1 protein-coding gene is annotated in these 597 nt (G+C 36.9%); it reads left to right on the top strand.

Annotated features, from left to right (window positions below; all coding sequences use genetic code 11):
* Window positions 1-259: 259 nt before the first annotated feature.
* A partial coding sequence (locus tag DW917_RS17020; protein ID WP_199545599.1) for a PD-(D/E)XK nuclease family transposase occupies window positions 260-597 on the top strand: 338 nt, incomplete at its 3' end.

The following is a 597-nucleotide window of genomic DNA, read 5'->3' as shown; positions in this document are numbered from 1 at the left end:
CAAACTTTTATTAATCATCTTTTACTAAAGTTAGGCGAGGATTGCAGGGATGCAATCCTCGTTTTTCGTTTAGTAGGTTGTTAGTGAGGGGGATGGGGCAGATTTCTATAATTCATAAACGTCATAACACATTGAATATGGGAGAATCTTTTTCTGAGTAATTTGCTGATAACTTGAAGGATTCTTGCTGTTTTTTTTGGTATTTTCGATAAAATAGCTTATTTTTGCATCACATTTCAGTTAAACGTTTTAAAAGGAGATGAATATGAAACGGATAGAAGAACGATATATTAGCTTGCTTACCGATTTCGGTTTTAAGCGTATCTTTGGAACAAAGCCTAACAAGGATTTGCTCATCAATTTCTTGAATTCACTGTTTGATGGTTTTCAGGTCATTAAGGATGTGAAGTACTTGAATAGTGAGCACGTTGGTGATGTCTTTGCCGAGCGCAAGGCCATCTTTGATGTTTATTGCGAAAATGAGCATGGTGAAAAGTTCATCGTTGAGATGCAGAATGCTTATCAGAAGTACTTCAAGGATCGTTCTTTGTTCTATTCTACTTTTCCTATCCGTGAGCAGGCTCCAAAAGGGGCAGA

Source organism: Prevotella sp. AM42-24 (genome assembly GCF_003461825.1).
Classification (GTDB): domain Bacteria; phylum Bacteroidota; class Bacteroidia; order Bacteroidales; family Bacteroidaceae; genus Prevotella; species Prevotella hominis.
Note: the sequence above shows the minus strand (reverse complement) of the source record. Positions and strands in the feature narration are given on the sequence as shown.